The organism is Streptomyces sp. NPDC005438, from assembly GCF_040606315.1.
Lineage (GTDB): Bacteria > Actinomycetota > Actinomycetes > Streptomycetales > Streptomycetaceae > Streptomyces.
Window position 1 is genome coordinate 124148 of sequence record NZ_JBEXEP010000005.1, and the last position, 26516, is coordinate 150663.

23 protein-coding genes, 1 tRNA gene and 1 pseudogene are annotated in these 26516 nt (G+C 67.9%); 15 read left to right on the forward strand and 10 right to left on the reverse strand.

Annotated elements, in window-relative coordinates; all coding sequences use genetic code 11:
- Nucleotides 1–81: 81 nt before the first annotated feature.
- From ABZT14_RS12845 to ABZT14_RS12875, 7 genes are all read left to right on the forward strand, one after another.
- On the forward strand, nt 82–1734 hold the full coding sequence (locus ABZT14_RS12845) for a class I SAM-dependent DNA methyltransferase (protein ID WP_356300492.1): 1653 nt from the start codon (nt 82–84) through the stop codon (nt 1732–1734).
- Nucleotides 1731–2789, forward strand: coding sequence for a restriction endonuclease subunit S (locus ABZT14_RS12850; protein ID WP_356300495.1), 1059 nt, complete (start codon nt 1731–1733; stop codon nt 2787–2789). Before ABZT14_RS12845 ends, ABZT14_RS12850 begins: the two co-directional genes overlap by 4 nt.
- The gene (locus ABZT14_RS12855; protein WP_356300498.1) at nt 2786–6007 is read left to right on the forward strand and encodes a type I restriction endonuclease subunit R; all 3222 of its coding nucleotides are present in this window, start codon (nt 2786–2788) and stop codon (nt 6005–6007) included. Before ABZT14_RS12850 ends, ABZT14_RS12855 begins: the two co-directional genes overlap by 4 nt.
- Nucleotides 6008–6214: 207 nt before the next feature.
- Complete coding sequence (locus ABZT14_RS12860; RefSeq protein WP_356300501.1) at nt 6215–7597, forward strand: AAA family ATPase; 1383 nt, start codon at nt 6215–6217, stop codon at nt 7595–7597.
- A gap of 32 nt (nt 7598–7629) precedes the next feature.
- Nucleotides 7630–8376 carry a hypothetical protein gene (locus ABZT14_RS12865; protein ID WP_356300504.1) on the forward strand — a complete coding sequence of 249 codons (747 nt, stop codon included), beginning with the start codon at nt 7630–7632 and terminating at the stop codon, nt 8374–8376.
- Between the two features lie 157 nt (nt 8377–8533).
- Nucleotides 8534–8716 carry a hypothetical protein gene (locus ABZT14_RS12870; protein WP_356301287.1) on the forward strand — a complete coding sequence of 61 codons (183 nt, stop codon included), beginning with the start codon at nt 8534–8536 and terminating at the stop codon, nt 8714–8716.
- A 119-nt stretch (nt 8717–8835) separates the two neighbouring features.
- Entirely contained in the window at nt 8836–9546 is a 711-nt protein-coding gene (locus ABZT14_RS12875) for a hypothetical protein (RefSeq protein WP_356300507.1), read from the forward strand.
- Between the two features lie 138 nt (nt 9547–9684).
- On the opposite strand, the gene ABZT14_RS12880 is transcribed toward ABZT14_RS12875, so the two are convergent.
- The 6 genes and pseudogenes from ABZT14_RS12880 to ABZT14_RS12905 all read right to left on the reverse strand — a co-directional run bounded on the left by ABZT14_RS12880 (nt 9685) and on the right by ABZT14_RS12905 (nt 14438).
- The gene (locus ABZT14_RS12880; protein WP_356300510.1) at nt 9685–9810 is read right to left on the reverse strand and encodes a hypothetical protein; all 126 of its coding nucleotides are present in this window, start codon (nt 9808–9810) and stop codon (nt 9685–9687) included.
- Between the two features lie 463 nt (nt 9811–10273).
- Nucleotides 10274–10917, reverse strand: a pseudogene (locus tag ABZT14_RS12885) (transposase family protein).
- A 226-nt stretch (nt 10918–11143) separates the two neighbouring features.
- Nucleotides 11144–11365 (reverse strand): DUF397 domain-containing protein, encoded by a 222-nt coding sequence (locus ABZT14_RS12890; RefSeq protein ID WP_356300512.1) that lies wholly within the window; start codon nt 11363–11365, stop codon nt 11144–11146.
- Between the two features lie 173 nt (nt 11366–11538).
- Entirely contained in the window at nt 11539–13107 is a 1569-nt protein-coding gene (locus ABZT14_RS12895; protein WP_356300515.1) for a restriction endonuclease, read from the reverse strand.
- A 237-nt stretch (nt 13108–13344) separates the two neighbouring features.
- Nucleotides 13345–13418: transfer RNA gene (locus tag ABZT14_RS12900), tRNA-Pro, on the reverse strand.
- Between the two features lie 87 nt (nt 13419–13505).
- On the reverse strand, nt 13506–14438 hold the full coding sequence (locus ABZT14_RS12905) for a metallophosphoesterase (protein WP_356300518.1): 933 nt from the start codon (nt 14436–14438) through the stop codon (nt 13506–13508).
- A gap of 323 nt (nt 14439–14761) precedes the next feature.
- Here ABZT14_RS12905 and ABZT14_RS12910 point away from each other — a divergent pair, with 323 nt between their 5' ends.
- Nucleotides 14762–15226: a GatB/YqeY domain-containing protein gene (locus ABZT14_RS12910; RefSeq protein WP_356300520.1), complete on the forward strand. Its 465-nt coding sequence runs from the start codon at nt 14762–14764 to the stop codon at nt 15224–15226.
- 392 nt (nt 15227–15618) lie between these two features.
- Here the strand turns inward: ABZT14_RS12910 and ABZT14_RS12915 are convergent, their stop codons facing one another.
- A complete protein-coding gene (locus tag ABZT14_RS12915) occupies nt 15619–17889 on the reverse strand; it encodes a transglycosylase domain-containing protein (RefSeq protein ID WP_356300523.1) in 2271 nt (756 codons plus the stop codon).
- A 558-nt stretch (nt 17890–18447) separates the two neighbouring features.
- Between ABZT14_RS12915 and ABZT14_RS12920 the strand changes: the two genes are divergently transcribed.
- On the forward strand, nt 18448–18789 hold the full coding sequence (locus ABZT14_RS12920; RefSeq protein WP_356300526.1) for a WhiB family transcriptional regulator: 342 nt from the start codon (nt 18448–18450) through the stop codon (nt 18787–18789).
- A gap of 169 nt (nt 18790–18958) precedes the next feature.
- Here the strand turns inward: ABZT14_RS12920 and ABZT14_RS12925 are convergent, their stop codons facing one another.
- Together ABZT14_RS12925 and ABZT14_RS12930 are read right to left on the reverse strand one after the other, a co-directional pair.
- Entirely contained in the window at nt 18959–20221 is a 1263-nt protein-coding gene (locus ABZT14_RS12925; RefSeq protein WP_356300529.1) for an ArsA family ATPase, read from the reverse strand.
- Between the two features lie 8 nt (nt 20222–20229).
- Nucleotides 20230–21279, reverse strand: a complete 1050-nt coding sequence (locus ABZT14_RS12930) for a helicase HerA-like domain-containing protein (protein ID WP_356301234.1) — start codon at nt 21277–21279, stop codon at nt 20230–20232.
- 16 nt (nt 21280–21295) lie between these two features.
- Here ABZT14_RS12930 and ABZT14_RS12935 point away from each other — a divergent pair, with 16 nt between their 5' ends.
- From ABZT14_RS12935 to ABZT14_RS12950, 4 genes are all read left to right on the forward strand, one after another.
- Nucleotides 21296–21451 (forward strand): DUF4177 domain-containing protein, encoded by a 156-nt coding sequence (locus ABZT14_RS12935; protein ID WP_100202903.1) that lies wholly within the window; start codon nt 21296–21298, stop codon nt 21449–21451.
- Nucleotides 21448–21912 carry a RidA family protein gene (locus ABZT14_RS12940; protein ID WP_356300533.1) on the forward strand — a complete coding sequence of 155 codons (465 nt, stop codon included), beginning with the start codon at nt 21448–21450 and terminating at the stop codon, nt 21910–21912. The genes ABZT14_RS12935 and ABZT14_RS12940 overlap by 4 nt, the downstream gene beginning before the upstream one ends.
- An 89-nt stretch (nt 21913–22001) precedes the next feature.
- Nucleotides 22002–22904, forward strand: a complete 903-nt coding sequence (locus ABZT14_RS12945; protein WP_356300536.1) for an NUDIX hydrolase — start codon at nt 22002–22004, stop codon at nt 22902–22904.
- Nucleotides 22897–23715, forward strand: coding sequence for an MBL fold metallo-hydrolase (locus ABZT14_RS12950; RefSeq protein WP_356300539.1), 819 nt, complete (start codon nt 22897–22899; stop codon nt 23713–23715). The genes ABZT14_RS12945 and ABZT14_RS12950 overlap by 8 nt, the downstream gene beginning before the upstream one ends.
- 95 nt (nt 23716–23810) lie before the next feature.
- On the opposite strand, the gene ABZT14_RS12955 is transcribed toward ABZT14_RS12950, so the two are convergent.
- Nucleotides 23811–24485 carry a Crp/Fnr family transcriptional regulator gene (locus ABZT14_RS12955; RefSeq protein ID WP_356300541.1) on the reverse strand — a complete coding sequence of 225 codons (675 nt, stop codon included), beginning with the start codon at nt 24483–24485 and terminating at the stop codon, nt 23811–23813.
- Between the two features lie 477 nt (nt 24486–24962).
- On the opposite strand from ABZT14_RS12955, the gene nth reads away from it, so the two are divergent.
- Complete coding sequence (gene nth / locus ABZT14_RS12960) at nt 24963–25715, forward strand: endonuclease III (protein ID WP_356301237.1); 753 nt, start codon at nt 24963–24965, stop codon at nt 25713–25715.
- Between the two features lie 38 nt (nt 25716–25753).
- Nucleotides 25754–26431, forward strand: a complete 678-nt coding sequence (locus ABZT14_RS12965) for a CoA pyrophosphatase (RefSeq protein ID WP_356301240.1) — start codon at nt 25754–25756, stop codon at nt 26429–26431.
- Nucleotides 26432–26516 lie beyond the last annotated feature (85 nt).

Sequence of the window (26516 nt, forward strand, 5' to 3'; positions counted from 1 at the left end):
ACGGTACGTGAGGTGAATCTGTATAAGACTGGACTGCGACACACTCCCGTCAGTGCCCGCTGCGAGAAGAGACGAGCTCCCGTGCCGCCCCGCAAGAAGAAGCAAGCCAAGCCGGAGGACATGAAGTCCATCCTCTGGAAGTCCGCCGACAAGCTACGCGGCAGCCTGGATGCAGCTGAGTACAAGCACTTCGTCCTGGGCCTGGTATTCCTCAAGTACGTCTCGGACGCTATGGAGGAGAAGCGGGAGCAACTGGAGAAGGCGTTGCGCGGCGGCAGCCTGCTCGCCGAGATGGGGCTGGAGGGCGGGGCCTCGGAGAAACTGATCCTCAAGACGGTGGAGGACCCGAAGCAGTACACCGGATCGGGGATCTTCTACGTTCCGCCGACCGCCAGGTGGGGAGAGGTTCTCAAGCGGGCCAAGGTCAGCACGGACGGGCCGAGCGTCGGTGAGGTCATCGACTCAGCCATGAAGACCATCGAGAAGTTCAACCTGCCGCTGAAGGAGACCCTTCCGAAGATCTACAACAGCGGCCGGGTCGACGAGACCACCCTGGCCGAGCTTGTGAAGCTACTCGACCAATTGACCTTCCAGTCGCAGATCGCGCTGGACGGCAAGCGGGCCGGGGCGCGCGACCTTATGGGGGAGGTGTACGAGTACTTCTTGGAACAGTTCGCACTCGCCGAGGGGCGCAAGGGCGGCGAGTACTACACGCCGCCGTCGGTGGTGCAGCTGTTGGTGGCGATGCTGGAGCCGAAGGAGCGCGAGCGGGTACTCGACCCGGCGTGCGGTTCGGGCGGCATGTTCGTGCAGTGCGAGAAGTTCGTGGAACTGCATGAGGGCAACCGCTTCAACGTCTCGGTCTTCGGCCAGGAGCGGAACCAGACCACCTGGCGGCTCGCCAAGATGAACCTTGCCATCCACGGAATAGAGGTGAATCTGGGTGAGGAGCCGGCCGACTCCTTCCATAACGACCAGCATGGCGACGTGAAGGCCGATGTAGTCCTCGCCAACCCACCGTTCAATATCTCCGACTGGGGTGGCGAGCGGCTCGGAATGGACGACCGCTGGAAGTACGGGGCTCCGCCGGTCGGCAACGCAAACTTCGCGTGGATCCAGCACATGGTCAGCAAGCTCGCGGTGGGCGGACGGGCCGGAATCGTCCTGGCCAACGGGGCAATGAGCAGCAAGTCGGGTGGGGAGGGCGATATCCGGCGGGCGATGGTGGAGGACGACCTGGTCGCCTGCATGGTGGCGCTGCCGGGACAGCTGTTCCGCTCGACGCAGATCCCAGCATGTCTGTGGTTTCTCGCGGAGAGCAAGGGTAAGCGGCGTGGTCAGGAGCCGTGGATCTCACCGGAGCGGAAGGGACAGATCCTGTTCATCGACGCGCGCGAGCTCGGCTATATGAAGACGCGCACGATGCGAGACCTGAGCGCGGAAGAACTGGAGCGGATCACCGGAACGTTCCGGTCCTGGCGGGGTGCCGATCAGAAGACCGAGTACGTCGATCTGCCGGGCTTCTGCCGCAGCGTCGCCCTTGACGAGTTGCGTGAGCACGACTTCGTGCTCACGCCGGGTCGCTACGTAGGCGCCGTGGAGGCCGCCGAGGACCCTGAAACAGAACCGATCGAGGCCAAGATCGAGCGCCTGACGACGCTGCTGCGGGAGCAGTTCGCCGAGTCGGAGCGCCTCGCCAAGGTCGTGGAGGAGCAGTTGGGGAGGATCGAATGAGCGCCGACTGGCGGACAGTCCCGCTCGGGAAGGTAGTTGCGCTGCAACGTGGTTTCGACTTGTCGAGTGATCAGCGATCCCCTGGGCCAGTCCCCGTAGTAGGAGCATCGGGCATCATCGGCCGACACAACCAAGCGATGGTAAGAGGCGGCGGTATCACCATCGGCCGTGCCGGCGCGATGGGTGTTGTAACTCGCGTACGTGAGTCCTTCTGGCCTCTGAACACGACACTTTTTGTAACCGATTTTTACGGAAATGACCCCGGTTTCGTTTATTACTTCCTCAAGTATTTCGACTTCACCCCCTATAACTCGGGGGGAGTGCAGCCCATGCTCAACCGGAACTACATCAAGGACGTTCCGGTCCGCATTCCATCTCACGCAACACAGCGGGCCATCGCTGAAGTCCTCGGTGCCCTGGATGACAAGCTCTCGGCCAACGAGAAGCTCGCCACCAATTCGATCGAGCTCGGTCGGACTCTACTTAAGAACTCCACGCAAGCCGAACATGAAGAAGCCAGGGTTGGCGACTTTGCCATCCTCGTCTACGGAAAATCGCTCCCTGAGCCGAAACGCCACGCAGGCGCCGTTCCCGTATTCGGCTGCACTGGACAAGTGGGTTGGCACAACGCCTCACTGATCGAAAAACCATGCCCAGTCGTTGGCCGTAAGGGCGCAAACGCCGGCCACGTGTCATGGATGCCGGAAGGCGGCTGGATTATCGATACTGCATATTATGCATGTGCAACCAATCCAGATATCAGTGCGGATGCATTGTACTTCATCCTTGATGCCGCAGGGCTCAAGTCGCTACTCGGGGATTCTGCCGTTCCCGGAGTGAACAGAAACCACGCCCTGGCACTACGAACTCGAATTCCAGGCCCAGAGAATATGCGTCGCTTCAATTACCACTCCCGCGAACTCCTGGCTATTTCGGTTCACGCCAAGGAAGAGAACCGCACACTCGCCGAGCTCCGTGACACCTTGCTCCCCCAGCTCGTCGCTGGAAAGATCCGTGTCAAGGTCGCCGAACGCATGGTGGAGGACGCCACATGACCAGCGACGGGGGGACGGACGGGGTCGCCGATCGTCCCATGTCCGAGCAGGAGTGGGAGTTTTACGCGCTCGATGAGCTCGGCGAGCGCGGCTGGCGATACATCCCGGGTGCCGCTCTCCGACCGCGTGACGGCCAGAGGCAGGGGTGGGATGACCTCGTCCTCTATCCAAGGCTGCGGACGGCCATCGCCACCCGCTATCCATCGCTGCCCTCGATCGCCGTCGAGGACGCGATCGAGAAGTTGCTGGCCAAGTTTCCGGCGAACGAGGTGCGGCTGAACTGGGCCTTTTATCAGCGACTCAAAGCCGGTGTGAAGGTGTCCTACACGTCACCAGGCTCCCAGGATGAGCGGCACCTCACCGTCCGCCCCATCGACTTCGCAAACCCCCACGGCAACGATCTCATCGCAGCGAACCAGGTCCGGGTCAAGGGCATCCGTGATCGCACCTTAATCTTCGACATTGTTCTGTACGTCAACGGGCTTCCCCTAGCTGCCATCGAGCTCAAGAAGGCGAGCGGCCCAGATGACTCCCGCGCCGCCTTCGAACAGATCCAGAACTACCGGCGCGAACTCAAACCCGACGGCATCTTCCGCACCGTCCTCCTCGCCCTCGCCAGCGATGGCATATCCGCTCGCCTCGGAACTCCCTTCACGCCGTGGCAGCACATGGCCCCTTGGCATGCCGAGGAAGACGGAACCCTGCTCCGCTCGCACGAACGGCAGGATGACCGCGCCCTCGACCGCATGATTCACGGCGCGCTCGAGCCCGACCGTTTCCTCGACCTGGTCGGCAACTTCCTCTCGTACTCCGCTGAAGGAACCGGCGGCGAACCCGACACTGTGAAGCTCGCCAAGGTCCACCAGTACGTCGCCGTCCGCCAGGCGATCGCCGCCACCGCCTCCGCGGTGGCCACGGACGGCAGAGCCGGTGTCGTCTGGCACACCCAAGGCGCCGGCAAGAGCGAGGAGATGCTCTTCTACACCGGTCTCACCGCCCAGATCCCCGAGCTCCCCAACCCCACCATCCTGCTCCTTACCGACCGCATCGACCTGGACACCCAGCTCTTCGACACCTTCGTGAAGAGCAAGAGCCTGGCGATGATCGGCGGCACCCCGACGAAGGCCACCACAGCTTCCCAGCTGCGCGAACTTCTCACCCGCCGCGAGTCGGGCGGCGGCATCATCTTCAGCACCCTGCAGAAGTTCCGGCTGAGCAAGGCTGAACGGGACGCAGGTGCCCGGCATGCCCTGATCACCGACCGCCGCGACCTCGTCGTCATCGTCGACGAAGCGCACCGAAGCCACTATGACCTGGAGGACGGCTTCGCACGCAACCTCCGGGACGCACTCCCCGGGGCCACCTTCATCGCCTTCACCGGCACTCCCATCGACAACCAGACCGGGTCCACCCGTCAGGTCTTCGGCCCGACGATCCACACGTACGACCTGACCCAGGCCGTCGACGACGGCGCCACCGTGCCTGTCTTCTACGAGCCGATCCTGCACAAGGTCGCCCTGCCCGACGGCGTTGACCTGGACGAGCTCAATGCCAGAGCCGAGGGCCTCGTGGAGGGTCTGAGCGAGGAGGAGAAGGCGCGGGCCCAGACGCATTTCGCCCGGTTCGAGGACCTGATCGGTGCCCCTGAACGCATCGGAGCTATGGCCGACACGATCCTCGGCCACTGGGACACCAGACGCCGGGAAATGACCAAACTGACCGGCCGGGCCGGCAAGGCAATGATCGTCTGTTCCTCGCGCCGCAACGCCGCTCGGCTCTTCCGCGCCCTCGCCGAGCGCCGACGTGCGTGGACGGGCACTCCAGACCCGGACTCCGGTCTCTACCCGGACGACACCGGCAAGATCCGCGTGGTCTTCACCGGTAACCCGGGGCGGGACGCGGACGACATCGCGGACTTCGTCCGTACCCCCGACCAGCTGAAAAAGATCCAGAAGCGTGTCGGCGACGCCGATAACGAGCTGGAGCTGATCATCGTCCAGTCCCTGTGGCTGACCGGCTTCGACGCCCCGCCCCTGCACACCATGTACCTGGACCGCCGAATGCGCGGCGCCGCCCTCATGCAGGCCATCGCGCGCGTCAACCGCACCTGGGATGAGAAGCCATCCGGCCTGGTCGTGGACTTCCTGGGCGTGGCCAAGGAACTCAAGTACGCGCTGGCCGAGTACTCCGAGGAGGACCAGGAGCGCGAGACAATTGGCGCGGACATCTCGGAGGCCGTGAAGTCGGTTCACGAGATGCACCGCAAGGTGTCCGAGGTTCTGAACGCCTGCCCCTGGCGGCGCACGATGGTGGCAACCGGCTTCCGTGACGCGCTGGCGGACGTCCTCGAACTCCTGGAGACGGCGGAGCCCAGCCTGGAACCTGGGCAGCCCACTAGGAGCCAGCGTTTCGGACACTTCTCACGACTGCTCTCCCAGGCGTTCTCACTCTGCTCCACCCACCCCGACGTCCAGGACCTCCTCCCGGACATCCACTTCTTCGCGGCCGTGCGCACCTCACGCCGCAAGCACGCCGCCGAGCACCGCCAGGAGCTCGGGCTTGCCACCGAGGCCGACGTGCGCAGAATGATCGAGCAGCTAAACGCTGAGACGGTGGCCGCCGACGGCGTCGTGGACATCTACGACGCCGCCGGTCTCACCAAGCCCGACCTCTCCCACCTCGACGAAGGCTTCGTACGGCAACTCAAGGAAAGCCGCCACCCCAACCTGGCGCTCAAGGCGCTCCGCGAAGCGATCGCCAAGGAGATCCAGGAGGCTCACCCCAGTAACATCGTCAGGCAGAAGGAGTTCACCGAGAAGATGAAGTCGGTGATGAATCGGTACCACAACGGTCTCATCACCTCCGCTGAGGTCGCGGACCTCCTCGTCGACCTCGCCCGGACGCTGTCCGCCTCTCGCGAGCGCGCCGCCGAACTTGGCCTTACCGAACACGAGATGGCTTTCTACGACGCCATCGCCGCCAACCCGTCCGCCCTGGAGATGGGACAGGACGTCCTGTCCAAGATCGCACGCAAGCTGTATGAACAAGTCGCCGTAGACGTCACCATCGACTGGCGGATCAAGAGCCAGGCTCAGGACCGGATCCGCGCCAAAGTCAAGCTACTGCTCAACTACTTCGGTTACCCGCCGGACGAGGAGCCGGGCGCGGTCGAACGTGTCCTGAAGCAGACTGAGGTCATCGCGGACGATCTGGCCTAGCGGCCGGGCAACACCGGAGTGCGAGCGAGCGCAGGCAGGTCAGCGCTGCGCTCATCCTCACCGACACCCGCGTGGACAGCGCTCTCGCCTCCTGCGCCATGGCATTCGTCTGATCAACTCTTCACCCCTCCCCCTGCTCAGTACACCGTGAGAGGCTGATCCCGCCATCCCCGCACGGGGAACCCAGATGATCGACCGGGGGGCGGGGTGTACGTCACAGAGTTCGGCCTCTCCAACATCCGGGGCTTTACCGGGGCCCGTGCGGTGGAGGCGCTCGCGCTGCCCCAGCCCGAGGATGGCGGCAGCTGGACAGTGATCGCGGGACGTAACGGCTCCGGAAAGTCCACGGTCCTGCGCGCCCTGGCCCTCGCACTCGCGGGCCCTCATGTGGCCCGCACTCTCTCTCAAGATTTCAGCAGCTGGATCACTACTGGCGAGACGGCCGCCTGGTCCCGAGTAGCCGTCTCGCCCGACTACACGGTCGACCAACTCACCGGTCGCGGTCCAGGACCGGATGGCCTCATGATGCTCGGTCTGCACTGGAAGCTGCCGGACTGCGGTGACGTCCCGTCCGGCAACCCCTTCGACAGCCCCGTGCAGCCTTCACTGTCACCGTTCGACGACGTCCGCTACGGTTCCCCTTCACCATCCGCCCGCGGCCCTTGGTCCGACCATCCACAGGGCTGGTTCTGCGCCGCATACGGCCCGTTCCGGCGCCTAGCGGGCGGCAGTGGGCAAGCCCAACGCATGATGGTATCGCCGGGGCCTGCCGGGCGGATGGCCTCGCTCTTCCACGAGGATGCTTCGCTTGCCGAGGGCGTCAGCTGGCTCAAGGAGCTGCGGCTGCGCAGCCTGGAAGGCCGCGAGGAAGCCACCGAGCTCCTGGATATCGTCAAGGAATTGCTCTCCGATGGCCTGCTGCCTGACGGCTATCGGGCACTGCGGGTGTCGTCCGAAGGTCTATGGGTGGCCCCGGTCGACGCACTGGACCGGGCTTATCCACTGCGGGAGATGAGCGACGGCTTCCGTACTGTCGTGGCACTGGTCCTTGATCTGGTCCGACAACTCCAGACCACTTATGGGACCCTCGATGCCGGAACTGACGACGCTGGCCATCCACTCGTACGGATGCCAGGTGTGGTCATCGTCGATGAGGTGGACGCGCATCTGCACGTCACTTGGCAGCGGCGGATCGGTGACTGGCTGAAGAGTCACTTCCCGAGGATCCAGTTCATCGTGACCAGCCATAGCCCGTACATCTGCCAGGCCGCCGACCCGGGCGGACTGATCCGGCTGTCGGGACCGGAGGAGCAGCGAGCGCCGGAGGTCGTGGCGCCGGATCTGTACCAGCGCATCGTGTACGGAAGCGGCGAGGACGCCGTGCTCTCCGAGCTCTTCGGCCTGGAGACTCCGTACTCCGAGCGCGCGGACAAGCTGCGAAGGCTGCTCGTGCACCTGGAAGAGAAGGTCTTCGACGGCGAAGCGAGCGACAGCGAGGTCGCGGAGTACAAGAAGCTGGCGGCCGAGCTGACGAGTTCCCGTACCGCACGGGTCTATGAGATGGCGGCACACCTGGCGGGTGAGGAGTGATCCCTGTACAGCGGCTGCCTGCCACGGACACCATGACCAAGTTGTGCGACTTCCGTACAGAGAAGGTCCGGGAGGCCGGAGCCACCAGCAATGCCGCCTGCGAACAGTGGAAGGCCGCGAAGCCTGCCCGAAGACACATCAAAGGTCTGCTCGAGCAGATGGCACCCGGCCGCATCCGCTGCATGTACTGCCTGGACAGCCGGGGCACCGACATCGACCACTTCGAGCCGAAGACTCGCACCCCGCTGCGCACCTTCTGCTGGGACAACCACCTGCTGGCCTGCTCCCACTGCAACAGCAATGAGAAGCGCGACCTCTTCCCCTGCGACCCCGAAACCGGCGCCTGTATGCTGATCGACCCAACCGTGGACGACCCAGCGGACCATCTGAAGTTGCTGCCGAAAACAGGAGAGCTGAAATGGCGCACGGCTAAAGGACAACACAGCATCAAGGTTTTTGGGCTAAACCGCGATGAGCTACGGAAAGGACGTGCGGACGCGTGCGATATGTTCATCTCCGGACTCGTCCGATGGCATGACCAGGTGCGGCGCGGGAAGGCCGAGGCGGCCACACGCACAGCCGTAAGATTGCGCCGGTCAGATTTCCCCGAGGTACTCCGTACACTTGAAGGTCTGGCCGGAACACCTCTTGCCTCCGCCCTGGAAGACCGATACTTCCCAGACGCTCTGTACGCCTGGGTCGTCAGCCTCGATCACCGAGGAGCGATCCCCCCGATGCGTACGGGATTTGCTGCTGCCCCATTTTCAGCACGCTCCTGACTCGTCCCTCATTACACCGATCAACTCTCGCGCTGGCTTCGGCGGTGCGTTTTGGGGTCTGGCACGAGGGTCGTGGTCCGGTTCACTAGGGTCTGCCGCACGATCGGGTGACGTCTGAACTGGCTTGCCCTGTGGGGCGGGTGGGAAGGATGTCGCTGTGCCCAAGCCTTATCCGGAAAAGTTCCGCCAGGACGTCGTGCGAGTCGCCAGGAACCACGATCCGGGCGTGACCTGGATCGAACGGACCTACCACCGACGCCGCAGACAAGCCGCCCTCGGCCAGCTCACACTCGTCGAATACGAGACCGTCATGACCACACCGGCCCTCCAGGCCGCGTGACTCAACCTGTCACCCGAACCTGCATCAGACCCTGGAAAAGGCTCAGTAGATCGAGTCCAACTTGCTGAGCCTGGGTGATAATCCTGTCACTTCCACTCTCGCCAACGTTGAGGTGCCGGTTGGACATTCAGGATGCGGTCGACAACCACGTGCGTGCCATTGAGCACTGCGATAACTTGATACTGGTCCACCGATCGGCGGGTAACGGTGGTGTGGGGCGCAGGACGACCGAGACCTCAATAAGCCGCGGGACGATCGTCCTTACCGTCGCGGCCTGGCAGGCCTTTGTACAGGACGTTGCGCAGGCCCTGCGCGACGAGGCCCTGGTTGAACTGGGCAAAGTAGCGGGGGCACGGCTCCTTACGGATGCCATGGATCAGTGGCAGCGAGACTTCAATTCAGCACTGGAGAAGTTCTCCACGCCTGACGCGGAAAAGTCGCGGGCCTTGCTCAAGCGTGTCGACTTCGACCCGCGCCCCAGCTGGACCTGGGTCCAGGCTGGCGGTCGAGGAAACCAGTCAGTGACCGTACAGCCCAAGCATGTGGATGAGGTGATCAAGCAGTGGCTCCGAGTTCGGCATGACATCGCGCACGGTCACACGACGATCCATTCACTGCCGATCCTGACAGCCGTACGCGATCCCAGGTCTTCAGCCCGGGCCAAGGCCGCGCCCGCTCTAAGACTCACCGACACGATCGACTGCCTCGGCTTCTTCAGTGCCATCGTTCGGCTCACAGCAGCCAAAGCGGCGAAGCACCTTGCGATCCCTGCACCGACCTGGGAAACGCTGCCGCCTCTCAAGCTCGGGCTGCACATCTCTCACCTTTAGGCAAGCAGGCCCGTTCTCACTCTTCGCCAGCGAGACTCGGCCGCTGCCGCCCCATCCGTGGGGAGCGCACGCCGGTTGGTGACAGCGCAGCGCCACCTGTAGAGAGGCCACGTACCGCCCGCTCGATGCCTGCCAGCTTCACCTCCAACTGCTCGTGGGTCGGGTCTCCAGCAAGACCCATGCCATCGCGTCGAGGTCGACGGTGTACTCCATCGTCTCCACGGTCCCGGCAGGGCCATCGGCGTTCACCGTGAAGGTGTACACGCGAGGCAGGCTGATGTTCTGAAATCTCTTCTGGTTGTCCAGAAGGAAGGTGAGGCGTCGCCCTGGCGGCAGCATGGGCATAGTCCGGGCCAGCACTTCCTGAATGACCCGCGTCAGGTCGGGCTGTCCTTCCTCAGGGGTCCAGCCCGACTCCAGTGGAGGGTCACAGGAGATGCGGACGTTGCGGGCAATGGTCGGGCCGACGTTCTCGATGATGAGCAGGATTCCGCCGCTGCTGAGCTCGGGTTGGATGTCGACGATGACGTACGGCTCGTTTTGCTCCCGGTGGATGCGTTCTGCCAGGGCGAGTTGTTGGGCCGCTGATCTGCGGGCGATGTGCGCCTGCCAGGCGCTGATGACGGCAGCGATAACAGCAACGACAACCGCCCAGTCGCTGGCATCCAGGGGTCTTGAGCTGGTCCATGGGCTGACGTTATCCGGCCAGACTGAGCCTTTTCCATCCTCACCCTGAGCTGGTCAGGTACAGGGTGAGGAAGGCTTGGACGAGGCTGGTGATGCGGGTGGTCGAGCACCGCAGTTTGCGGAGGAGTCGCCAGGTCCTGAGAGCGGCGACGACCTGTTCGACGAGGGCCCGGATCTTCGCGTGGGGCCGGTCGACCGCCTGCTGGCCTGCGGAGAGGTTCTCCCATCGTTCCCAGTGCGGGGTGCCGCCGGCGCCTCGGTATCCCTTGTCGGCTCAGCACGGGATGTCTGCCTTGATGATGCCGTGTTCGCGGATGTCGTGGACGGCGCTGGGCAGGGCTGGTGAGGCTCACCGCAGCCAGCCGAAGGGGTCGGCGAGGATCTGCACGTTCATCGCGTGCCGCTTGTGTTTGCCGGAGTAGAACGGCCAGAAGCTCGGCAGCCTCGGTGACGTGACATGACGTGACGTGACGGCGGGCGGGCGTGGTGCCGATGCCGAATCCGGCGGCGAGCTGGGCGTAGGTGTGGCCCATCCGTAGATGGGCGAGGGTGAGCAGGGCCCTGACGGCTGGCGCTCAGGCGCCGCCACCGGGAGCCGATCGCGCGGCGGTGGTGCCGCAGGTGCTGCGTGAGGAAGCGGAGGGCGGAGCTGGACACGTCCAGCCCGGACGGGTAGACAAGCACGTGAAGCCTGTGGTGGAGACGGTTCTCTTGGTCGAAAACCGATCTACCAGGGCTTCACCCCGTTGTCAGGCCAACGGCCGTACGCCAAAACCAGGTTGGAAAAGGCTCAGTGGCGACAAGAGGTCGATTCAGGCCAAACCGGCCTGAAAGGCCGCGCTGGCCGTGTGAACGGTCGTGAGCGCGAGGGGTATGTTGAGCCCCTTCAAACGGAGATGCGCTCGATCCTTCACTCTCCGAGTCGGGCGTCCACTACCGCCGAAGTGAACTGCTGCCAGCTGGCTGGTGGGATGGTGAGTATGGGGCCGGTGTCGTGGTACTTGGTGTCGCGGATCATGATCTGCGGGAGGTTGTCGGCGACCTCGACGCAGTTGTTGTCGCCCGAGCCGGTGTAACTGCTGGTGCGCCAGTTCGGCTGGTGGTTGGCGCAGGGCGGTTGTACCCGCGTCATCGCCGGCACACGCGAGCGCCTCGTGCTCGGCTTGGCCAGGCAAGAGGAGGCGGCCAGAGACACCTGCTCACGATGTCGCGTTCGTCGGCGTCCGTGCTGAACGGGCTTCTCCACATGCGGGCTGTACTCCGCAAGTAGCGCGAAGCCCTCGCGCTCTGTACGTAGGGCGAGGGTTACTGCGGGCGGCGCTTCGGTGGCACTGGCCCGGGAATGACGTCCAGGTTCATGTGCTCCTTGAACAGGTGCACCAGGTTTGCTCCGTCGAGGAGTTCCAGTCGTCCGTGCTCACTGGCGAATGCCTCACTAGCTCGGCCGAACCAGGAGGTCGTCACAAGGATGCCCTTGGCGGCACGCTTGTGTTCCACTACGCCGGCGAGCGCGGAGACCGTCTCGAACGGCACCACGTTCTTGGTGCGTTTGGCCTGGATCACGCAGAGCCCCCTCATGACCGGGTCGGTGTTCATGGCAATCGCGTCTACGCCCTCGTCTTTCGACGGCTGGGTGTTCACGCTGTCCAATCCGATGGCCTCGAAGAGCTGCCGGATCAGATGCTCGAACTCCGTAGGTGTCAGGTCCATCAGCACCGGCCGGCTGTCCAGGCCCGCCACTACGTCCAGGCTGTCCATGAGGCGGAACTTGGAGAGGTCGAAGGTAACCAGGGGACGCACCGGTTCGAGTTCGTACGGGTTGGGCGAAATCAAGGACCGCAATCGTTTTAGGCAGGCACGCGGATCCACCTGGGTCAGAACCAGGTGGCCGAACTCCTCCCGGTCAGCCTGAAGGGTGATCAAGCAGGGGTGGACGTCACGCCCGGTAGCGCGGTCGATGGTGGCCACGTGCCCATTCAGGGCGACGGACTTGATCACGCGCTCGGTGTCGGCTGCAAGAATCTCGTGCACTGTGCGCAAGGCGGTCTGTGCCAGCACCGACGAGTAGAGATCCTTGCGTTCCTTCTCCGGACGAGGGACGGGCGTGAGCTCATCACGTGACTTCACGTACCGGTACGCCCGCGCTGTCGGGACCACTTGTTCCAGGGGCAGGTCGATCTGTACCAGGAGGTCACCGGTGTCTGCCTGGTACGCGACCTGATGGTTCTTCGGGAAACCGTGCGGGTATTCGGCAGCTGCCAGGACCTGGTCGGCGAACCACTCGACCGCGTCAACATCTCGATCGCGGTAGGCACTCAGCCGGGCTTCGAGCTGGGCGTTCCAGGTCTCAACCCAGGTGGCCTGTTCCTGGTTCCGCTTGTCGTGAAGCGCGCGGGCCTTCTTCAGCTGCTCGCCGCGCGCCTCCTCCTCGCGTGCGTGATCCCGGAGCGCCCTGTCGAACCGCTTACTGGCCGCCTCGACCTCCAGCTCGTACTGCCGCCGCCCGAATCCCAGCGCACCAAGGAGCCCTCGAGGCGCCTCCGGCTCATACTCCTCCCGACGAGGCAACGGAGCGGATTTGGCACGCCCCTTCGGCGGCACGAACACGGAGGGGGTGAACGCCTGCCTCAGCCGGTCAAACGTGAGCGGGGCGCCCGTTGTTACTGCTGCTCGCAGTAGACCGGAGAGCTGCTCGACGTCATTCTCGACCACACTGGTGCGGTCGACGGCTTCCTGGGCGCGGGCCGCTTCGTAGGCGAGCTTCTCCTCGCGGGCCTTCCGCTTGGCCTCCGCCTCAGCGGCCTTCTTGGCCCTCTCCCGCTCCCTGGCCTGCCGCGCGAGCTCACGCGCGTAGGGATCGTTCCCGCCCGCCACGGCTTCCCCCAGTTCGGTCCATGATCGTCATGTTCGGAACCCCTCGAAGTATCCCGCACGAGATCGACAACGTCAGCAGATCAGCAGTATCACGGCGCACGGACACGGGGTGTTTCGGCCGTTGCAGGGAGCCGGATTCTGGAGTTGGCTCCCAAACGGCTCCCACGAGAGGTCCGGGGACACAGGAAAGGCCCGATCCTCAGGGAGGATCAGGCCTTTGACCTGGTGTTTCATCTGTCGGGGTGGCGGGATTTGAACCCACGACCTCTTCGTCCCGAACGAAGCGCGCTGCCAAGCTGCGCCACACCCCGATGCAACGAGGAACACTGTAGCCCACTGCCCTTGGCAGGAGAAATCCGATTCCCCGGGGTGGGTGCCCGGGCCGGGGTCGGGGTGGGTCAGGCCCGGGGGGTGAGGGTGAGGAGGTTGGCCTCGGGGGGGCAGGCGAACCGGAAGGGGGTGTACCTGTTGGTGCCGCAACCAGCGGAGACGTAGAGGGCGGACTCGTGACCGGCGGCTCGGTGGCCGGACAGGCCTCGGGCTCGGTCGGTGTCGAGGTCGCAGTTGGTGACCAGGGCGCCCCGGAAGGGGACGCGGAGCTGGCCGCCGTGGGTGTGGCCGGCGAGGATCAGGGGGTACCGGTCGGCGGCGAAGGCGTCCAGCACCCGGAGGTAGGGGGCGTGGACCAGGGCCAGGGAGAAGTCGGCCTCCTCGGGGCCGCCGGCGACCTCGTCGTAGCGGTCCCGCTTGATGTGCGGGTCGTCCAGGCCGGTGAGGGCCAGTTCGAGGCCCTCCAGCTTGAGGCGGCCACGGCTGTTGGACAGGCCGACCCAGCCCGCGCTCTCGAAGGCGTCGCGGATGTCCTCCCAGGGGTTGTGGATCGCGCCGACGGCGGGAGGGTTGCCGTTGAGGCCGTGGCGTCCGTTGGCCTTCTCCAACAGGTATCGGGCGGGGTTGCGGAGCTTGGGGCCGTAGTAGTCGTTGGAGCCGAACACGTAGGTGCCGGGGAACTCCATCAGCGGCCCGAGGGCGTCGAGCAACTCGGGTACGGCCAGAGGGTCGGAGAGGTTGTCCCCGGTGTTCACCACGAAGTCGGGGCGCAGCCCGGCGAGAGTCTGGAGCCAGCGCCGTTTCTTGTCCTGGCCGCTGACCATGTGGATGTCGGCGATCTGGAGGACGCGCAGCGGGCGCATTCCCTCCGGGAGCACGGGGATGGTGACCCGCCGGAGGCGGTAGGCCCGCGCCTCCAGGGCGGCGTAGCCGAGGCCGGCGGCGCCCAGCGCGGTGAGGCCGAGGGGAACGCCCAGTGAAACTCCGTATCGCGCACGCATGGGCCTCATAGTCGCAGACCGTACGGGGGTGCGGATACCGACGCTGGTCGAGGGCGCTGGCCGGGCACTGGTCAGGCGTCGCCGAGCCGGGGCCGCGACCTTTCGGCGGGTGCCCAGGCCCCGCCGTGGCTGGTGTCGTCACGAACCCCTGGTGTCCGTCCTGGTCGCGAGCCGGCGGGCGGGCCTGCCGTTGCGCGCGGGTTTGTCGCCTGGCTCGCCTGCGCGCGCCGACCTGGGCGGGACGGTGACCCCCCGGGCGGAGGGCGGGAGCCTGGGTGGGAAAGCGCTGGGCGGTGACGCGGGGACCTGGCAGACTTCCGGGCATGACCACGCTGAAGGCCAAGCTGAGGGACGACCTGACCGCCGCGATCAAGGAGCGGGACGAGCTTCGTACGGCGACCCTGCGGATGACGCTCGCCGCGCTCACCAAGGAGGAGGTCGCCGGTACGACGGCGCGCGAACTCTCCGACGACGAGGTGCTCAAGGTGATCACCCGTGAGGCGAAGAAGCGCCGGGAGGCCGCGGAGGCCTTCGCGGACGCGGGCCGGACCGAGCAGGCCGACCGGGAGCGGGCCGAGGGCGCCGTACTGGCCGACTACCTGCCCCAGCAGCTGACCGACGAGGAACTGTCCCGGCTGGTGTCGGAGGCGGTCGCCGAGGCGAGGGCCAACGGGGCGGAGGGGCCGAAGGCCATGGGCGCGGTGATGAAGCTCGTGAACCCGAAGGTGGCCGGTCGGGCCGAGGGCGGCCGGGTCGCGGCCCTGGTGAAGCAGCAGTTGGCCGGCTGAGTCCGTCCCCTCTCCGGGCGTTGTCCCATCCTCGCGGGTGGGTGACTGGGCTCAGGCGTGGGGCTGACGTGGCGAAGAAGGCCGCGTTCGGTCGCGAGTCGATCCATGGCTCGGCGTGGAGTCGAGTCGGGACCTCCCTTGCGTCCGCCGCTGGTCGCCGGGTTGGGCCGGCGGGGAAGGGCCGTACGCGGCCGGAGACGTATCGCGGTAGGCCGACGGGCCGGTGGCGCCACCCTGGAAGGGGAGCGCCACCGGCCCGTCGGTCGTTGCTACGGCCGCGTCAGACCGCTCGGCGAGGTACGTACGGCCAGGACACCGTCCACGGTCAAAGCCGCACCGTCCACCGGCGGAGGGCCGCGAGGTCGGGACAACGCCCCGTTCGCGGCTTGGGGTTACTGGGGCCAGCCGCCGGAGTCGTTGCCTCCCCAGCGTCCTCCGTCGTTGGTGCCGCCGTTCCAGAAGCCGCCGCCGTTGTCTCCGTCGTCGCCGCCCCCACCGTCGTTGCCGCCGTTCTCACCGCCACCGATGATCGGCGGGATGGTGATGTCGGGCAGGGGGGTACCCCGGTTGGGCTTGTCGGGGGTGCTGCGGGACCGGGCGCGCGGCTTCTTCTTCTCGTCCTTTATCGGGTCGCCCTGGAACTTGGGGGCGGGCTTGTTCTCCAGCGCGCCGGCCATGGCGTCCCGCCAGATGGGGCCGGGGACCTCGCCACCGAAGACCTTGTCGTAACTCCGGCCGCCGATGCTGATGTTGGTCATCCGGCGCTTGTGGGTGGGGTCACCGACCCAGACGGCGCCGGCCATGTTGGGGGTGTAGCCCACGAACCAGGCCGCGTACCGCTGGTCGGTGGTACCGGTCTTGCCGGCGCTGTCCCGTCCGTTGAGGCCGGCCTTCTTGCCCGTACCGTCCTCGACCACCCCGCGCAGCAGGGAGTTGATGGTGTCGGCGGTCTTGGGCGACATGGCGCGGGAGCAGCGGGTCTTGGGGACGTCCAGCTTCTTGCCCTGGGCGTCGGTGATCTCCTCGATGGCGACCGGGGTGCAGTGGACGCCTCGGTTGGCGAAGGTGGCGTACCCCTCGGCCATGGTCAGCGGGGACATCTCCTGGGTGCCGAGGCTGATGGAGGGGACCTGGTCGATCTCCTTGCCGTCCGCGCGCTCGATGCCCATGCTGGCGGCCATCTTGGTGACCGGGCAGATGCCGGTGTCGCTGATCAGGGAGACGAAGTAGGTGTTGACCGACTTGGCGGTGGCCTCCTTCATCTTGTAGGGGCCGACCTCCTTGCGGTTCTCGTTCTCCACCGGTGCCTTGCCGGACCAGCGGCCCTTGCAGGTCTGCACCGGGGAGGGGTACTCCATGCGGTACGGCGAGGGGTAGGACTTGTAGGGGCTGGTGCCCTTCTCCAGGGCCGCGGCGGCGATCACCGGCTTGAAGGTGGAGCCGGGCTGGTAGCCGGCGCCGCCTCCCATGTTCTGGTCGACCGAGAGGTTGATCTGGGTCTGGTTCTTCTTGAAGCCGTACGGCCGTGACTGACCCATGCCCAGGATGCGGCCGGAGCCGGGCTCGACCAGGGTGGTCGCGGTCGCCACGTCGTCCTCCTCGTAGACGTGGGAACGGACGGACTCCTGGACGGACTTCTGGGCGTCCGGGTCGAGGGTGGTGCGGATGGTGAGGCCGCCCTGGTTCCACCGCTTGACCCGTGCCCGCTGGGTCTTGCCGAAGCTCTCGGAGTTGAGGAAGACCTCGCGTACGTAGTCGCAGAAGAAGCCCGCTCCGTCCACGGCGGTGATGCAGCCGTTCCTGGGCTTGCTGATCTTCAGCTCGATGGGCTTCTCCCGGGCCTCGCGGGCCTGTTGGGGCGTGATGTGCTTGAGGGCGGCCATCCGGGAGATGACGGTGTTGCGTCGCTTGGTGGCCTCGTCCTTGTTGCTGAGGGGGTCGTACCGGGTCGGGGACTGCACGACACCGGCGAGCAGCGCGGCCTCCTCGATCTGGAGGTCCTTGGCGGACTTGGAGAAGTACCGCTGGGCTGCGGCCTCGACGCCGTAGGCCTGCTGCCCGAAGAAGGTGATGTTGAGGTAGTTCTCCAGGATGCGGTTCTTGCCGAGTTCCTCCTCGACCTGGATCGCGTACTTCAACTCGCGGATCTTGCGGCCGATGGTCTGCTGGGTGGCCTGCGCGACCTTGTCGGGGTCGTTGCCGGCCTCCTCGACGAAGACGTTCTTCACGTACTGCTGGGTGAGGGTGGAGGCGCCCTGGGAGACGCCGCCCTCCTGGGCGTTCTCGTTGACGGCGCGGAGTACGCCCTTGAGGTCGACGGCGCCGTGCTGGAAGAAGCGGGAGTCCTCGATGGAGACGATGGCGTCCCGCATGTAGGGGGAGATGGACTTCAGGGGGACCACGGTGCGGTCGCGGGAGTAGACCTTGGCGATCTCGCCGCCCTTGGAGTCCAGGATGGTGGTCCGCTGACTGAGCGGTGGCCGCTTGAGGTTGACGGGGAGTTCGTCGAAGCCCTCCACCGAGCCCTTTGTGGCCAGTCCCAGGCCGCCTGCCGCGGGCAGGGCGATGCCCGCCATCACCGCGCCCGCCAGCACGCTGACGCCAACGAACTTGGCGGCCTGCTGGAAGGTGGACCGCCCGCCACCGGAACGCCTGTTTGCCATGAGGGCAGCCTACGTTCTCCCTCCCGGGCTTCGGAGGTGCCGTTCGGCACGGTTTCGGCGGGCTGGGGCGCGTGGGTGGTGCGGCGGGGTGTCAGGTCGCCGTCGTGGGCGCGGTGGTGTGCTCCCCGGGGAGCGCGGGCCGGGCCGTGGCGGGGGCGTACGCCGGGCGTGACGGGCGCTCGGGCGGTGCTCGCGATTCCCCGCGGCGCATAGTCCTTGTGGTGGGGTGCCGCCGCGCGCCGCTTGTCGATCCACTCCTTTTGGGGTGCCCTGGGGCAAGGGCCTGGTTGGAGTGGAAGCGGCGCTTTGGTTCCCGTCCGTGGGTTCTCAACTCCCGTGAGCAGGGGGTGGCTTGGTCGTTTTGCTCCTTGTTTGTCGGCCGACTCACTCCCGTGGGTGATCTCACGCGCACCCATAGTCCGATCGGGCCATTCAAGATTGGGCCCGCTGGGGGTGTTGTCGCTTGCCCACATTCCGTAACGTCACCAACTGGCAACGGCGAAGACGCTGCTCAACGCCGTGGGGGAGCCTTAGAGACGGGAGAGGACGGCACCGGCAATGGGCTGGGTAACCGACTGGAGTGCGCAGGCCGCCTGCCGCACGACTGATCCAGACGAACTATTCGTGCAGGGAGCGGCCCAGAATCGTGCGAAGGCCGTGTGCACCGGCTGTCCGGTGCGTACGGAGTGCCTGGCTGACGCGCTGGACAACAGAGTGGAGTTCGGCGTGTGGGGAGGAATGACCGAGCGCGAGCGTCGCGCCCTGCTGCGTCGCCGCCCCACGGTCACCTCCTGGAGACGGCTGCTGGAGACCGCCCGCTCGGAATACGAGCAGGAGTCGGACGTCCTCCCGGCCGCCCTGGGGATGAGCGAGTACGAGAGCTACGCGGCGGCCGGCTGACCGGCCTCCCGCGTACCCCCTCCGACACGGGCCGCCCGAGGCGGACACCCGGTGTCCGCCCGCGAGTTCCGCACGACCCGACCGTCCGCCCCACCGGCGGACGCCCGGTGGGCGGCTCCGTGGACGTCGACGTGGACGTCCGCGTCGGGGAGTGCGAGGTGACGTGGGCTCAGTCGCCCTCCCACCCCGACCCCTCGGTGGCCTTGGGTTCCTGACCCGCCAGTCGTTCCCCGATGGAGCGGAGCGCGGCCAGGTCGTGTACGTCCTCCGCCAGCGCGGCCACCTCGACGACCGGCACCTCGGGGTGCAGCGCGCCGAAGCGGTCCCAGGTGCGGCGTTCCCTCGCGACCACCCGCATCCGTTCCGCGTGGACGCGCAGCAGTCCGGCCGCCAGGGTGTTCGCCCGCTCCTGGGCGTCCTCCTGGGGCGTCGTCAGCTCCTCCGGGTCCTCGGACCCCTCCCCTTCGGGCGTCAGTTCCTCCAGTGCCTGGGCCGCCGCCAGCGCGCGTTCGGCGGTCAGGTCCACCTCGCTGCCGTGCACCCGGTTGAGGACCAGTCCCGCCAGGGGCATCCGGTCCTCCTTCAGTCGGTCCACGAAGTAGGTGGCCTCCCGTAGCGCGTCCCGTTCCGGCGCGGCCACCACCAGGAAGGCCGTCCCCGGTGCCTGGAGCAGCTGGTACGTGGCGTCCGCCCGGGTGCGGAAACCGCCGAACATGGTGTCCATGGCCGCCACGAAGGTCTGCACGTCCCGCAACAGCCCGGCGCCCAGCAGCTTGTTGAGCACCCCGGTGAACATCGACAGCCCGGCCATCCCCAGGTTGACGAACTTCATCCCGGCGCGCCCCCCGGCCTTGGCGGGGGCGGAGAGCACCCGGATGAACCGGCCGTCCAGGAAGGAGCTGAGGCGGCTGGGCGCGTCCAGGAAGTCCAGGGCGGAGCGGCTGGGCGGGGTGTCCACCACGATCAGGTCCCACTCGTCGCGGGACCGCAGCTGGCCCAGCTTCTCCATCGCCATGTACTCCTGGGTGCCGGCGAAGCCGGCCGACAGCGACTGGTAGAAGGGGTTGTCCAGGATCGCCCGGGCTCGCTCCGGGTCGGCGTGCGCCTCAACGATCTCGTCGAAGGTGCGCTTCATGTCCAGCATCATGGCGTGCAGTTCGCCGCCGTCGGCTCCGATGTCGGGCACCCGGCGGGGGGTGTTGTCCAGCTCCTCCAGGCCCATCGACTGGGCGAGCCTGCGGGCCGGGTCGATGGTCAGCACCACCGCTCGCCGACCCCGTTCCGCGGCCCGTACGCCCAGGGCGGCGGCGGTGGTCGTCTTGCCGACCCCGCCGGCGCCGCAGCAGACCACGATGCGGGTGTCCGGGTCGTCCAGCAGTGGGTCGACCTCCAGGGGAACGGCGGGTCCCAGGTCGTCGTACGCCTCGCTCATGCTCGCCCTCACATCCCCTGTCCGCGCAGTTGCCGGGCCATCTGGTACAGCCCGGCCAGGTCGACGCCCTCGCCCAGCAGGGGCAACTCCCGCAGGGGGACGCCCAGTCGGGACAGCTCCGCCCGCTGCTCGACCTCCAGGCGCACCCGTCGGCCGTGTTGCCGTGCCTGGTGCACCAGCGGTTCCACCAGCCGTTCGGCCAGCTGACCCCGACGGGCGCCGCCCAGTCCGGCGCGGGACAGGGCGTGGGCCAACTCCCGCTGGGGGACCTCGGGCTGGTGGTCCAGGGACTCCAGCAGCTCGGTGTCCAGCAGGGGAGGACGGGTCATGTTGACCACCACGGCCCCCACCGGCAGGTCGGCGCCGCGTAGTTCGGTGACCCCGTCCACGGTCTCCTGCACCGGCATCTCCTCCAGCAGGGTCACCAGGTGCACAGCCGTCTCGGTGGACTTCAGCACCCGGGTCACCGCCTGGGCCTGATGGTGTATCGGGCCCATCCTGGCCAGTCCGGCGACCTCCTGGGTGACCGACAGGAAGCGGGTGATCCGTCCGGTCGGCGGGGCGTCCAGCACCACCGCGTCGTACACCCGGCGCCCCGAGCGGTCCTGCCGGCGTACCGCCTCGCAGACCTTGCCGGTCAGCAGCACGTCCCGCAGACCGGGGGCGATGGTGGTCGCGAAGTCCACGGCGCCCATGCGTTTCAGGGCCCGGCCGGCGCTGCCGAGCTTGTAGAACATCTGGAGGTAGTCCAGCAGCGCCTTCTCGGCGTCGACGGCCAGCCCGTACACCTCGCCGCCGCCCGGACCTATGGCGATCTTCCGTTCCTCGTACGGCAGCGGCTCGGTGTCGAACAGCTGCGCCAGGCCCTGGCGCCCCTCGACCTCGGCCAGCAGGACCCGGCGCCCCTGGTCCGCCAGGGACAGCGCCAACGCGGCGGCGACCGTCGTCTTCCCGGTACCGCCCTTACCGGTGACCACATGCAGTCTGTTCACCCTTTCGAGACTAAGGGTTGTGCCCCCGCTTACCGGGCGGAGTCCGTCAGGACGGAGCGGCGCCAGACGTTAGGGTCGCCCCATGACCAAGTGGGAATACGCGACCGTGCCGCTTCTTGTGCACGCGACGAAGCAGATCCTGGACACCTGGGGCGAGGACGGCTGGGAGCTGGTCCAGGTCGTGCCCGGGCCCAACCCCGAGCAGCTGGTGGCCTACCTCAAGCGGGAGAAGCAGTGAGCGCCGTCGAGGCGAAGCTCGCCGAACTGGGGCTCCAGCTGCCGAGGGTGGCCACCCCCGCCGGCGCCTACGTACCGGCGCTGCGCAGCGGCCCCTACGTCTACACCGCCGGCCAGGTGCCCCTGGTGGACGGCAGCCTGCCGCTCACCGGCAAGGTCGGCGCGGAGGTCACCCCCGAGGAGGCCAAGGACCTGGCCCGCACCTGTGCCCTGAACGCCCTGGCCGCCGTGAAGTCGGTGGCCGGCGACCTGGACCGGGTGAAGCAGGTGGTGAAGGTGCTGGGCTTCGTCGCCTCCGCCCCCGACTTCACCGGCCAGCCCGGCGTCATCAACGGGGCCAGCGAACTGCTCGGCGAGGTGCTGGGTGACAAGGGGGTGCACGCCCGCAGCGCGGTGGGCGTGGCCGTCCTGCCGCTGGACGCCCCGGTTGAGGTGGAGATCCAGGTCGAGCTGGCGGACTGAGCCCCGACCGACCCCGGTGACCCGTACGAGTGCGCTCCCGACGCTGGGGCGCACTCGTACGGTGCTGCCCGGACCCGTAGCATCCGGGCATGTCGTCCACCTCTCCCGAACCCTCCCCGCAGGCCCCGAGCAACGGTCAGTGGTATCCGCCGGAGTGGCCGGAACGCATCCGGGCGCTGACCCGGGGGGAACTGACCCCGGTCACGCCCCGGCGCGCGGCCACCGTGATGCTGCTGCGGGACGGTGACACCCCGGGAGCCGGCCCGGAGGTGCACATGCTGCGCCGGCGGGCCTCCATGGCCTTCGCCGGCGGGGCCTACGCCTACCCCGGCGGTTCGGTGGACCCCCGGGACGAGGGGGAGGTCGGCTGGGCGGGCCCGTCCCCGGCCGAGTGGGCGCGGCTGTTGGGCACCGACAGGGCGGTGGCCCAGTCCCTGGTGTGCGCGGCGGTGCGGGAGACCTTCGAGGAGGCCGGCGTCCTGCTGGCCGGCCCGGACGGCGGCTCGGTGGTCGCCGACACCACCGGTGACGACTGGGAGCGGGACCGGGCGGCCCTGGTCGACCGTGACCAGTCGCTGGCCGAGTTCCTGGCCCGACGTCAACTGGTGCTCCGCGCCGACCTGTTGCGGCCCTGGACCCGCTGGATCACCCCCGAGTTCGAGTCCCGCCGCTTCGACACCTGGTTCTTCGTGGCCGCGCTGCCGGCCGGTCAGCGCACCCGCAACGCCTCCACCGAGGCGGACCGTACGGTGTGGACCCGCCCCGGGCGGGCGGCGGAAGGTTACGACCGGGGGGAGTTGTTGATGATGCCGCCGACCATCGCCACCCTCCGACAGATCCAGCCCTACGGTTCGGCCGCCGAGGTCCTCGCCGGGGCCGAGGGGCGGGACCTGACCCCGGTACTCGCCCGGGCGCGTCTGGAGGGGGACGAGGTCGTGCTGACCTGGCCCGGGCACGACGAGTTCACCAAGAGGATCGATCACCATGACTGAAGCCGCTCCCCCCGGAGCCCCGCGCGGCGGCCTCGGAGGCCGTGCCACCGAGCGGGCCGTGTGCGTGCTGGCACCGAACCCGGGGCCGATGACCCTGGACGGCACCAACACCTGGGTACTGTCCGAGCCGGGCGCCTCCGAGGTCGTGGTGGTGGACCCCGGCCCCCTGGACGAGGGACACCTGCGCGCGGTGCTGGAGGAGGTGGGGGACCGTCGGGTCGCGGCGGTGCTCCTCACCCACGGCCACCCCGACCACTCGGAGGCGGTGACCCGTTTCGCCGAGCTGGCCGGGGCCCCGGTACGCGCGGTGGACCCGGCGTACCGCGTCGGTGACCAGGGGCTCGCCCCCGGGGAGACGCTCGCCGTGGACGGGCTGCGGCTGCGGGTGCTGGAGGCCTCCGGGCACACCGCCGACTCGGTGTGCTTCCAACTCCCCGACGACCACTCGGTGTTGACCGGGGACACCGTGCTGGGCCGGGGCACCACCATGGTCGCCCACCCCGACGGCCGGCTGGGGGACTACCTGGACACGCTGCGCAGGCTGCGCCGGATCACCGTGGAGGACGGGGTACGGGTGGTGCTGCCCGGTCACGGCCCGGTGCTGGACGACGCCCAGGGAGCCGTCGACTACTACCTCGCCCACCGCGCCAACCGGCTGGCCCAGGTCGAGACGGCGGTGGAGAACGGCTACCGCACCGCCCCCGAGGTGGTGGCCCACGTCTACTCCGAGGTGGACCGCGCCCTGTGGCCGGCGGCCGAACTGTCGGTCCGCGCCCAGCTGGAGTACCTGGAGGAACACGGGCTGATCTGACCGGGCCCGAACGTGCGGTGGGGGTCGGTACGGATGATCCGTACCGACCCCCACGAGGTCGCATGAGGCCTGCCGTGGCCGCCGGGGTCCGACGGTCAGCGGGAGCGCTTGGCCAGCCGCTCGATGTCCAGCAGGATCACCGCGCGGGCCTCCAGGCGCAGCCAGCCCCGGCCGGCGAAGTCCGCCAGCGCCTTGTTGACCGTCTCCCGGGAGGCGCCCACCAGCTGGGCCAGCTCCTCCTGGGTCAGGTCGTGCACCACGTGGATGCCCTCCTCGGACTGCACCCCGAACCGGCGGGAGAGGTCCAGGAGCTGCTTGGCGACCCGGCCCGGAACGTCGGAGAAGACCAGGTCGGACATGGAGTCGTTGGTCCGCCGGAGCCGCCGGGCGATGGCCCGCAGCAGTGCGGAGGCCACCTCGGGGCGGACGTTCAGCCAGGGCTGGAGGTCGCCGTGTCCCAGCCCGAGCAGCTTGACCTCGGTGAGAGCGGAGGCGGTCGCCGTACGGGGGCCGGGGTCGAACAGGGACAGTTCCCCGATCAGCTCTCCCGGGCCGAGGACGGCCAGCATGTTCTCCCGACCGTCGGGCGAGGTGCGGTGGAGCTTCACCTTGCCCTCCGTGACCACGTACAGCCGGTCGCCTGGGTCCCCTTCGTGGAACAGGGCCTCGCCACGGGCGAGCGTCGTCTCCGACATGGAGGCGCGCAGCTCGGCTGCTTGCTCCTCGTCGAGCGCCGCGAAGAGCGGAGCACGCCGCAAAACGTCGTCCACGAGTTCTCTCCTTGTCGACCTGCCTCAGGGGGCTCTGTCGCCCCCATGATGCCGGACGTGTAAAGCAGTGCGATCAGTCACAAGTTTGACGCACTCAGGCCGCCAACCCTACGGCAGGGGGCAGGTCGGCCGGAGTATTCGCCGGTACCGCCCTCGTGGGGCGGCCTCAGTGTGGGCTTGTACGGGGCGATTGTCGGCTGCCCCCCTTAGTCTGGCCGAGTGTCCGAAGGTCGGAAAGAGCACGAGGGCGGACCGGACGGCGGGCCGAGGAGAAGGGGAAGCACGAGGGTGGCGCAGACGAGGCATTCCGCTCTGGGCGAACGGCCCGGAAAGGCGACGGCAGGACGAGGTCAGGGCGGCTCCGCCCGGGCGACCGGCAAGGGCGGGAGGCGGTCTGGGCCCTCGACGACCCCGACGGCGTCCTCGTCGACCGGGCCCCAGGGCGGCCGGGGCCCCTCGGGCAAGCCCGAGTCCCGTCTGGCACTGGTGCGCCGCGCCCGCCGCATCAACCGCGAGCTGGCCGAGGTCTACTCCTACGCCCACCCCGAACTCGACTTCGAGGGCCCCTTCCAGCTGCTGGTGGCCACGGTGCTGTCGGCGCAGACCACCGACCTGCGGGTCAACCAGACCACTCCGGCGCTGTTCGCCGCGTACCCCACCCCCGAGGACCTGGCCGAGGCCAACCCCGAGGAGGTGGAGGAGCTGATCCGGCCCACCGGCTTCTTCCGGGCCAAGACCCGCTCGCTGATCGGACTCTCCGCCGCGCTGCGCGACCGGTTCGGCGGCGAGGTGCCCGGACGGCTGGAGGACCTGGTGACCCTGCCCGGGGTGGGGCGCAAGACCGCCCACGTGGTGCTGGGCAACGCCTTCGGACAGCCGGGCCTCACCGTGGACACCCACTTCGGCAGGCTGGCCCGCCGCTTCGGCTGGACCACCCAGCAGGACCCGGAGCGGGTGGAGGCGGACGTCGCGGCGCTGTTCCCCCGCAGTGAGTGGACGATGCTCTCCCACCGGCTGATCTTCCACGGCCGACGGATCTGCCACGCCCGCAAGCCGGCCTGCGGCGCCTGCCCGATCGCCCCGCTCTGCCCCTCGTACGGCGAGGGGGAGACCGACCCCGACAAGGCCCGGAAGCTGCTGAAGTACGAGATGGGCGGCCAGCCCGGGCAGCGACTGAGGCCCCCCGCCGACTACCCGGGCCAGCCGGCGCCCCCGCTGGGGGCCCGGTGAGCGGGTCACCCCACCGACCGGAACAGGGCTGTACCTCGGTGGGGGACCCCGCGCCGGTCCCGGTCAGTGACAGCGGGTTGCCGGACTGGCTCCGCCCGGTGTCCGAGGCGGCCCGCACGGTCCGGGGCTCCCAGCTGAGCCGGTTCCTGCCGCCCTCGGACGGAGGGGGGCGCCCCTCGGCGGTGCTGGTGTTGTTCGGGCAGGGGGAGCGCGGGCCCGAGCTGCTGCTGATCGAGCGGGCGCACAGTCTGCGCTCCCACGCCGGCCAGCCCTCGTTCCCCGGTGGCGCCCTCGACCCGGAGGACGGCGACCCCCTGGGCGACGGTCCGTTGCGGGCCGCGCTGCGGGAGGCGGAGGAGGAGACCGGCCTGGACCCGGAGGGGGTGCAGGTCTTCGGGGTGCTGCCCCGGCTCTACATCCCGGTCAGCCACTTCGTGGTGACCCCGGTGCTGGGCTGGTGGCGGGAGCCGGTCGCGGTGGCCCCGGTGGACCCGGCCGAGACGGCCCGGGTGTTCCCGGTGCCCGTCGCCGAGTTGGCCGCCCCGGAGAACCGGGTGACCTGTGTGCACCCCAGCGGATACCAGGGGCCGGCCTTCGACGTGGCGGAGGCGCTGGTGTGGGGGTTCACCGCCGGTGTCATCGACCGCATCCTGCACCACGCGGGCTGGGAGCTGCCCTGGGACCGGGACCGTACGGTCCGGTTGGGCTGGCGGTGAACCGGGTCGCCGTGGACGGACGGGGGAGCACCGTGACGTGGTCAGGGCCCCTTCCCCGGCTGTGGGTTGACTGTGGATGGGGGCC

Excerpts from the sequence above, each read along its gene's own strand:
- ABZT14_RS12850 (WP_356300495.1), top strand. The coding sequence starts at position 1,731 with ATGAGCGCCGACTGGCGGACAGTCCCGCTCGGGAAGGTAGTTGCGCTG.
- ABZT14_RS12865 (WP_356300504.1), top strand. The coding sequence starts at position 7,630 with ATGACCAAGTTGTGCGACTTCCGTACAGAGAAGGTCCGGGAGGCCGGA.
- ABZT14_RS12950 (WP_356300539.1), top strand. The coding sequence starts at position 22,897 with ATGACTGAAGCCGCTCCCCCCGGAGCCCCGCGCGGCGGCCTCGGAGGC.
- ABZT14_RS12945 (WP_356300536.1), top strand. The coding sequence starts at position 22,002 with ATGTCGTCCACCTCTCCCGAACCCTCCCCGCAGGCCCCGAGCAACGGT.
- ABZT14_RS12910 (WP_356300520.1), top strand. The coding sequence starts at position 14,762 with ATGACCACGCTGAAGGCCAAGCTGAGGGACGACCTGACCGCCGCGATC.
- ABZT14_RS12855 (WP_356300498.1), top strand. The coding sequence starts at position 2,786 with ATGACCAGCGACGGGGGGACGGACGGGGTCGCCGATCGTCCCATGTCC.
- ABZT14_RS12890 (WP_356300512.1), bottom strand. The coding sequence starts at position 11,365 with ATGACGCGGGTACAACCGCCCTGCGCCAACCACCAGCCGAACTGGCGC.
- ABZT14_RS12925 (WP_356300529.1), bottom strand. The coding sequence starts at position 20,221 with ATGAGCGAGGCGTACGACGACCTGGGACCCGCCGTTCCCCTGGAGGTC.
- ABZT14_RS12915 (WP_356300523.1), bottom strand. The coding sequence starts at position 17,889 with ATGGCAAACAGGCGTTCCGGTGGCGGGCGGTCCACCTTCCAGCAGGCC.
- ABZT14_RS12905 (WP_356300518.1), bottom strand. The coding sequence starts at position 14,438 with ATGCGTGCGCGATACGGAGTTTCACTGGGCGTTCCCCTCGGCCTCACC.
- ABZT14_RS12935 (WP_100202903.1), top strand. The coding sequence starts at position 21,296 with ATGACCAAGTGGGAATACGCGACCGTGCCGCTTCTTGTGCACGCGACG.
- ABZT14_RS12920 (WP_356300526.1), top strand. The coding sequence starts at position 18,448 with ATGGGCTGGGTAACCGACTGGAGTGCGCAGGCCGCCTGCCGCACGACT.